The sequence below is a fragment of the Endozoicomonas sp. ALB115 genome (assembly GCF_049310245.1).
In the GTDB taxonomy this organism is placed as follows: Bacteria; Pseudomonadota; Gammaproteobacteria; order Pseudomonadales; family Endozoicomonadaceae; genus Endozoicomonas.
In genome coordinates this window covers 25,196-33,964 of record NZ_JBLYZG010000055.1, presented here as the reverse complement: position 1 = coordinate 33,964, position 8,769 = coordinate 25,196, and the positions used below count along the sequence as shown (strand labels likewise).

At 49.1% G+C, this 8,769-nt stretch carries 5 protein-coding genes; 2 read left to right on the top strand and 3 right to left on the bottom strand.

Going from position 1 to position 8,769, the window contains the following annotated elements; translation table 11 throughout:
* Positions 1-325 precede the first annotated feature (325 nt).
* On the top strand, positions 326-949 hold the full coding sequence (locus tag ACO6VE_RS19355) for a hypothetical protein (RefSeq protein WP_422462944.1): 624 nt from the start codon (positions 326-328) through the stop codon (positions 947-949).
* Positions 950-1,013: 64 nt separating this feature from the next.
* Here ACO6VE_RS19355 and aceF read toward each other — a convergent pair whose 3' ends face one another.
* The 3 genes from aceF to ACO6VE_RS19340 form a co-directional block, all read right to left on the bottom strand.
* Positions 1,014-2,963 carry a dihydrolipoyllysine-residue acetyltransferase gene (aceF, locus tag ACO6VE_RS19350; RefSeq protein ID WP_422462942.1) on the bottom strand — a complete coding sequence of 650 codons (1,950 nt, stop codon included), beginning with the start codon at positions 2,961-2,963 and terminating at the stop codon, positions 1,014-1,016.
* 28 nt (positions 2,964-2,991) lie between these two features.
* Positions 2,992-5,649, bottom strand: a complete 2,658-nt coding sequence (aceE, locus tag ACO6VE_RS19345) for a pyruvate dehydrogenase (acetyl-transferring), homodimeric type (RefSeq protein ID WP_422462940.1) — start codon at positions 5,647-5,649, stop codon at positions 2,992-2,994.
* Positions 5,650-6,079: 430 nt separating this feature from the next.
* Positions 6,080-6,946: a lysophospholipid acyltransferase family protein gene (locus ACO6VE_RS19340; RefSeq protein ID WP_422449738.1), complete on the bottom strand. Its 867-nt coding sequence runs from the start codon at positions 6,944-6,946 to the stop codon at positions 6,080-6,082.
* A gap of 135 nt (positions 6,947-7,081) precedes the next feature.
* Between ACO6VE_RS19340 and ACO6VE_RS19335 the strand changes: the two genes are divergently transcribed.
* A complete protein-coding gene (locus ACO6VE_RS19335) occupies positions 7,082-8,734 on the top strand; it encodes a hypothetical protein (protein ID WP_422462938.1) in 1,653 nt (550 codons plus the stop codon).
* Positions 8,735-8,769: the final 35 nt, after the last annotated feature.

Genomic DNA, 8,769 nt, shown 5'->3' with positions numbered 1-8,769 from the left:
ATCTTGAAACTGTTGGGGCTTCATAACGTAGCCTCCCATTGCAGGGGATCACGACAGTTTAGACCTATCAACCTTTAAAACAAACATAGCCGTCACAGACGCTGAAAACTGTAACTCTTATAATCAGAAATTTTTTAAAATAGATGACTTATCTGATGACGAAGATAATACACCTGATAATAAATGCTCCGAATACCAAGCTGATAATAAATGCTCCGAATACCAAACTTATAATAAATGCTCCGAATACCAAGCTGATAATAAATGGTCCGAATACCAAGCTGATAATAAATGGTCCGAATACCAAGGATTAGCCACTCAAGTTGTGCCGTCATATGATACAGTTTTACCTCTGCTTGGTAATAACATCGAATTATCAGATACCAAAGACTATGAAACCAGATTGTTACCACAAGACAATAGGCAGTTACAAAAAGACCTGAAAACCAGTATTGAATCCCCTACAGCCTCTGTAGCTTCTCAAAAGGTACTGGAAAAAGCAGAACCAGCCTCGCAGCAGCCTGGTGTTTCCCGGGAACAAAGTCCTGTGAAAACGCCTTCACCAGCAGAAAATGAGAAGTTACCAGCCTCTGCAATAGATAACTCTTCAAAGCATTTATCTACTGGCCACACACCCTCTACAATAGATGAGTTTTCAGAGCTTTTATCTGCTAACCCTTTGAAAATTTTTGATGTGAGTACTTTAATAAAAAACAATTTTAAACCGAATGAGGATTTCAACATTAAAAGCGCTGAGGCAGGTAGATCCTCGTTAACAATCAAGGTTAAACATGAGAAAAACGCCATTAAGATTCGAGAAAGAATATTAGAATCAATTGGAGAAAAACATAGTCGTAATGTTAAGATTTGGGAAAATTTTGATCCTGTACACGTAGATGTTATGTTTGATGCCTGGAAAGCACTCCAAAATCATTTATCTTCTTCATAACTTCAAAGAAATACAATGTTGAATCCGGAGATTAATCACCTCCGGATTTTTATTAACCAAAGTCTCAAAGAAGCAGCTTGCGAATATCGGTCAACAATTCACCCAGCATTGTCGTGAAACGTGCTGCATCCGCACCGTTGATGGCTCTGTGATCATAAGACAGTGACAACGGTAACATCAGCTTCGGATCGAAGTCCTGGCCATTCCACACGGGCTTCATGGCGGCCCTGGACAGACCAAGAATGGCGACTTCTGGCGCATTGACGATCGGAGTAAACGCCGTGCCACCGATAGAACCCAGGCTGGAGATGGTAAAGCAGCCACCCTGCATTTCATCAGGCTTCAGCTTCTTGTCACGGGCCTTACCGGCCAACTCGATACATTCAACCGACAGTTCCCACAGGCTCTTCTGATCGACGTTTCTGATCACTGGCACCAGCAAACCGTCTGGGGTATCAACCGCGACTCCAATGTTGATGTACTTCTTGTAGATCAGCATTTCGCCATCAGGGCTAAGGGAAGCACAGAACTGTGGCAGCTCTTTCAACACGTAAGCAACGGCTTTCAGAATAAACGGCAGTGGTGTCAGTTTGGTACCACGGGCCTCGGCCATGGCTTTCTGAGCCTTGCGGAACGCTTCCAGTTCAGTAATGTCACACTCATCAAACTGGGTAACGTGTGGCACATTCAGCCAGGAACGCTGGAAGTTCTGAGCCGCCACTTTACGCAGCCGATTCAGGGCAACCTTCTCGATCTCACCCCACTTGCTGAAGTCGATCTCTGGCATGGCTGGAATACCCAGACCAGTAGAAGCACCTTGTCCTGAAAGTGCCTTTTCACTGAGGCGCATCTTCACGTACTTTTGTACGTCTTCTTTCAGAATGCGACGACGTGGACCACTACCGGTCACTTCAGCAAGATCAACACCGAACTCACGGGCCAGTTTGCGCACCGCAGGACCTGCATGGAATTTGCGGTTGGTACGCTCAAGTTCCACAGGGTGCGCTTCTGCATGTGGGGGTGGTGCTGATGGTGCGCGGGATGGAGCCTCCTGCTGCGGTGGCACAGTGGCAGGTGCAGCGGCTGCAGGCGCTGGCTGGCTGACAACCGATGCTGCTGCGCCACCAGACACTTCAATATCCAGAATCAGGTCACCCTGGCTAAGGGTATCGCCTTCTTTGACCATGATGGCTTTCACAACACCGGCAAACGGTGCAGGCACTTCCATGGTCGCCTTGTCAGATTCCAGTACGATCAGTGACGCTTCTTCTTCAATCTGATCGCCAACGCTGACACAGACCTCAATCACGGGAACGTTCTCAGCACCAATATCAGGTACTGTTACTTTCTCCATGCGCGGTCCAGACTGAGGCTCGGGTGCAGCTGGCACAACAGCGGCAGGCTCTGGAGCTGCAGCTGGAACCGGCGCAGGCGTTACAGCGACATCACCGCTGCCATTGACTTCAACGTCAATCACCAGATCACCCTGACTCAGGGCATCACCTTCCTTGACGTGAATGGCAGTCACCACCCCTGCTACCGGGGAAGGCACTTCCATGGTCGCTTTGTCGGACTCCAGGACAATCAATGAGTCTTCCAGGGCAACGGTGTCACCAACCTTCACACTCACCTCAATAACCGGCACATTTTCAGCACCGATATCGGGTACATGCACCGACTCAGTCCGGGAGCCACCAGCCGCTTCAACCACCGGGGCTGCCGACACGGGGGCTTCTGCTGGCGGTCCTCTGTCCGCTATGGGCTCGACAACCTCAGATGCTGCTGCAGCCATCTTAAGCATCGGAGCACCTTCGCTGACATTGTCACCCATATTCAGCAGCACTTCTGTCACCACGCCATCCCTTGGTGCCGGGACTTCCATGGTGGCCTTGTCAGACTCCAGAACAATCAGGGAGTCTTCGGCCGATACCGTATCACCGGGCTGGACGCAGATTTCGATGACTTCTGCCTCACCGCTGCCGATATCCGGAACCTTGATGATTTCGTCACTCATTCCTCATACCTTCTCTTCAGTTCCGGACTTAGCAATACAGAGGGTTAGCTCTGGACGGGTCAATATCAAACTTCCTGATGGCCTCGCTGACCACGGACGCTTCCAGCTCACCATCCTGAACCAGCGCATACAGGGCAGCCACCACGATGAAGTAACGGTCTACCTCGAAGAAACGACGCAGCTGTTCACGGGTGTCAGAGCGACCAAATCCATCCGTGCCCAGCGAAACAAAGGTTGCCGGCACAAACTCACGGATCTGGTTCGCGTACTGGCTCATATAGTCAGTCGCGGCGATAACCGGACCTTTACGGCCAGACAGCTGCTGCTCAACCCAGCAGACTTTCTTATCAGCTTCAGGGTTCAGCATGTTGTAACGTCTGGCGTTCTGACCATCCCGGGCCAGCTCGTTAAAGCTGGTTGCGCTCCAGATATCCGATTCAACGTTGAACTCATCACGCAGAATACCGGCAGCTGCACGGACTTCCTCAAGGATAGTGCCACAACCCATCAGCTGGACCTTAAGCCCCTGGTTACGGGAATTTTCTTCCAGGTTGTAAAGTCCCTTGATGATGCCTTCGATCACTTCAGGGCCTTCCGGCAGCGCTGGCTGACGGTAGTTTTCATTCATGGCGGTGATGTAGTACCAGACATTGTCACCGTCGCCATACATACGTTGCAGACCGTTCTGGATAATCACCGCCATCTCATAGCCGTAGGTTGGGTCATAGCTTATGCAGTTCGGTACGGTGGATGCCAGAATGTGGCTGTGGCCGTCCTGATGCTGCAGACCTTCACCGTTCAGCGTGGTACGACCCGCAGTGGCACCAATCAGGAAGCCACGGGCCTGGATATCACCCGCTGCCCAGGCCAGATCGCCAGTACGCTGGAAACCAAACATGGAATAGAACGCATAGAACGGAATCATCGGCACGTTGTTGCTGCTGTAGGAGGTTGCCGCAGCAATCCAGGCGGCGTGGGCACCCGCTTCGTTAATGCCCGCTTCGAGAATCTGCCCCTGTCTGGATTCTTTGTAAAACATCACCTGGTCGGAATCTACCGGCTCATAGTTCTGGCCTTCCGCAGAGTAAATACCCAGCTGGCGGAACATACCTTCCATACCAAAGGTACGGGCTTCATCCGGAATGATCGGCACAATGTGCTTGCCCAGGCTCTTGTCTTTGGCCAGCGCACCCAGAATGCGTACGTAAGCCATGGTGGTGGAGATTTCCCGTTCGCCACTGCCTTTGGTCACCGCTTCGAAAGCCTCAAGGCCCGGAATTTCCAGCTTAACGTCGGTTTCTACGCGGCGCTGGGGAATAAAGCCACCCAGCTTTTCACGACGCTTGCGCATGTACTTCATTTCGGGGCTGTCAGCGTCGGGTTTGAAGTAAGGCAGGGTCTCAATGTCTTCGTCTTTGATCGGCAGGTCAAAGCGGTCACGGAAGTGCTTCAGGTCATCAACCGGCAGCTTCTTGACGTTATGGCTGACGTTGGCCGCTTCACCGGTGGTACCGGTACCGTAGCCCTTAACCGTCTTGGCAAGAATGACGGTAGGCTGGCCGTTATGGTTAACCGCCTCGTGGTAGGCCGCGAAGACTTTGTAGGGGTCATGGCCACCCCGGTTCAGACGCCAGATATCATCATCCGACAGGTGTTCAACCAGCTTCAGCGCTTCAGGGTCACGGCCAAAAAAGTGCTCACGGGTCCAGGCACCGCCTTTTGCCTTACAGTTCTGATAATCACCATCAACGGCCTTGTCCATCACTTCCTGCAGCTTGCCATGTTTGTCCTGGGCCAGCAGCGGATCCCAATGACGACCCCAGACGACCTTGATAACGTTCCAGCCAGCCCCCCGGAAGATGCCTTCCAGCTCCTGAATGATCTTGCCGTTACCACGGACCGGGCCATCCAGACGTTGCAGGTTACAGTTGACCACGAAGATCAGGTTATCCAGCTTCTCACGACCGGCCAGGGAGATGGCACCGAGAGATTCCGGCTCATCCATCTCACCATCCCCGAGGAATGCCCAGACCTTACGGTTTTGATCCCGGGACATGCCACGGTTAATCAGGTACTTCATGAAGTGAGCCTGATAGATCGCCTGCAGAGGGCCGAGGCCCATGGATACGGTCGGGAACTGCCAGAAGTCAGGCATCAGTTTGGGGTGAGGGTAGGAGGAAAGACCATTGCCATCCACTTCCTGACGGAAATTATCCAGCTGGCCCTCGTCCAGACGACCTTCCAGATAAGCCCGGGAGTAGATACCAGGCGATACGTGGCCCTGGTAATAAATCAGATCGCCTTCACGGTCACTGCCCTGGCCGTGGAAGAAGTAGTTATACCCGATGTCGTAGAGAGTGGCACTGGAGGCAAAGGAAGAGATATGTCCACCCAGGCTGCTGTCCTTCTTGTTGGCGCGCATCACCATAGCCAGCGCATTCCAGCGGACCAGGGAGCGAATACGACGCTCCATAAACAGGTCGCCGGGCATACGGGCTTCTTTTTCCGGTGGTATCGTATTGCGATACGGCGTGGTAATAGCGTAGGGCAGCTGCGTACCTTTGGCACGAGCATGCTGGGAAAGCCGGGTCAGCAGAAAATGAGCACGGTCTTCACCTTCCTGCTCCAGAACGGAATCCAGTGCTTCCAGCCATTCCCTGGTTTCTATTGGGTCGATATCATGCATACAAATCGGCTCCGGGATCGATACTGCTACAACAAACTTTGTGATCGTTATTGTTAATGGTTGATTACTTGCAATCATCAAGCATACGCACAAGTTTCGTCTAACAGCCAAAGCTTTAAAAAAATTGATACTAATCAAATGTAATATAACTACAAGATAAGCAATTCCCGCAATGAGTACCAGTACTTACATGTATTTTTCTTGCAAAAAGTATTGATTTTTATAGGAAAAGTTCGCAACAGAGGCAACAAAAACAAACACTTTTTCTCACAATCTATCAACCCTGGATTTTATTGGCTAAAAACCGAACTATCTCAGGGTCTGCCAACAGAAATTTGGGTATCGTTTAATAACTGATGTCATCAGACACATAATGACCTGCAAACAGGGCTTTTAAATCCGAAAAGCCAATGTCTGGCAGGGCAATGTACTATTCATCACTTTTCCGGCTTCGTTTCCAGCGGCGATGACTCCAGAGGAACGTTTCCGGCTGTTCATAGATCGCGGCCTGTGCAGCACTGACATAAGCATCAATAACCGGATGGTGATTTTTGTCTTTGGTTTTTTCATAAGGGGGCAGAGCCAGCGCTTTAAATTCAAGTTCATAGTAGCCGCGTTTTAGTCGTCGACACTGGGCAAAAAAGACCGGGTATTGAGTCAGTAAGGCAATTTTTTCCGCTCCAAGGTAAAAAGGCGCTTCTTTATTGAGATAAGGGACCCAGTAACTGCGCTCTCCTTCTGCCGGGGTCTGATCGGCCAGCATCACAAACAGCCGGAAACCATTTTTGCCCTTAAGAATGTCCCGCCCGGCCTGTTTCATCGGAATGGGGCGGGAATGAAAGCGGCTGCGAATCTCATGGATAAACTGATTCCAGCCTTTGTGGTGCAAAGGCTTGTAAACCGGATCAATAGGCACACCGAGGTGTTGTGACACGCTATGGAGCATCCACTCCCAATTGCCCTGGTGGATGGTTAACACAATGATTGGCCTGGACCTTTCCCGGGATGCCGCCTCCAGGGCATCAGCGCCAACAATTGAGCAGCGTTCTTTAAACGCTTCTGCGCTCATGCTGTGGGCCTTGATCACTTCAAAGGCAAGGTCCGACAGATGCCGGTAAAACTGTCTGGTCACATCAGCAATATACGCCTCCCTTTTTTCCGGAAAAGCCTGTCGCAAATTCTTGTGCACAGTTCCTGTTCGATATTTGGAGAGATAAAAGGCGAACAAATAAAAAAAATAGGACACAATATAGATGACCTTAAAAGGAAGTCGGGAAATCAACTTGGCAAAAAACATAACAAAACAGGCTCTTCCCTCTGAAACAAAAATGACCACTAAAAATAATAAACCTGAATATTATGAACTTTTCAAATTAAATATAATCAAAAGCGCCCTATCTATTAAATTAATGAGATTATAAAACGTGTAAGTATGGATAGTATTTCACTGTTAGAAACACCGATGTTTAAATCGGCATTAGAGTCTAATAAAAAAGTAACTCAACCGGTACGTCATAATAATAAAGAAATTTCTATTGGGGGAGTTCGTCATACCTCTGCCCATCGTGCCGGTTACAGGTCAGTGAAAGAGATCCCCCTGGGCGAACGATCGATCAGTGATCCAGGCCCCATTCTTGTCAAGTGCAATAACAATGTATTTTGGGACTTATCACGTATTGACCTTAAATCGTTGCTCCTTCCGGGAACCTTTTTCACCGACCAATCAAAATATATTGTCGGTTTGCAACTTGCCCGACATATTGCCGAGATTTTTTCTTACGGTACAACCTTGAAAGAGAAGGACATAGAAGCACTCAATACCTTTCAACAAGATCAATATAAGTTCTGCAAACTTAAACTGTTCGATTACCCTGCTCAATGTGTTTTTTTCGATCTGGTAGGCAGTAAGCTCAGGCATTTGCTGTCTGAAGAGCTGGTTGCAGAACTGGACGCAAAACAGCTTCAGGACTATTTACTGGTAAAGGAAGGTTTTATTAATCTCCAACTTAACACAGAGCAAAAAGCAAACATTGAAAAGCAAGTCAGAGTCAGTGCCATAAAGGATGCAGAGACCGTATGCAACGCACAGAAATATCGATATTCTCATCCCGATGGCATGAAAGGGGAAATTTTTGTCAAAGCTACAGCCCCCAAAATCCGGGGTGTGTTATCTAAAGTTCTGGGAGAAGTGGCCCGGGGAGGTCTTCAATTGCAAGATGCCCCGGAGTTTATAGGCTATGTCCCTGCAGAGATAGCCAGTTCTCTGATAGATAAATCAGGTTTTACCGACAGCACCTGGTCAGGCAACTTCCTGCACGGTAGATACTCTCATGTACTGGCACTGGCATTTCTCAGTAGAGAAGCCGGTCTGACGGAAACAACACTGAAAGCCGTGGTGGCCCATGGCCTTTGGGACGATCTGTTAGACCAAAGCCCCTATGCAAAAATAGATATTCAACAATTGGGTGATCATGAATACCTGATTCATGATAGAAATCCATTCACCGTGCCATTCAGCCCTTTCGCATTTCAGGAAATGCTTTGCACTGGCCAGGTTTCTTCTACCCTGCGGCAGGTTGCAAAGTTAATTGCAGGACTCTCAGCTTGTGAATATGCCATGCTCACAACCTCTTTTCAGGAGAAGCTTACTCCTGAAAGGCTCTTGACGATGGCTCAAAATATCCAACTGCTGGAGCACATTATTGCCCTGGAGCACCATAACGACATATTTGAAATCAAACAGTATTTTGATATGCCAACCTTTGGACTTGTTCCCCTGGAGATTCTTGAACTAAGCAGCGGGTGGACACTTGGACAATTTACAGCGTTCAGGCAATCCAATGAACTCTCGGCGTTTGCCGCCAAAAAAGCATTCAAGCGGGGAGATAAAGTTGTTTCCGTCACAACGCATTATGACAGTCCACTTTATCGACTATTTGGCTATGCACCTGTTTGTCAACAGGAAATCAAGAAGCTAAAAGACTTTGATATACAACCGGCTTTTACCAGCTATGTTGCCTGGCCAGCAAAAAACCACCCCTGCAACCGCTTAAGACTTACCCAGGCTCCTGGCAATAACGTTTGAGGGCCTGATCCGGGCAGCGTTGAAAACGGGTATAT

Bases quoted from the DNA above. Each gene is read 5' to 3' on its own strand.
- aceF (WP_422462942.1), bottom strand. From the start codon at position 2,963: ATGAGTGACGAAATCATCAAGGTTCCGGATATCGGCAGCGGTGAGGCA.
- aceE (WP_422462940.1), bottom strand. From the start codon at position 5,649: ATGCATGATATCGACCCAATAGAAACCAGGGAATGGCTGGAAGCACTG.
- ACO6VE_RS19340 (WP_422449738.1), bottom strand. From the start codon at position 6,946: ATGTTTTTTGCCAAGTTGATTTCCCGACTTCCTTTTAAGGTCATCTAT.
- ACO6VE_RS19335 (WP_422462938.1), top strand. From the start codon at position 7,082: ATGGATAGTATTTCACTGTTAGAAACACCGATGTTTAAATCGGCATTA.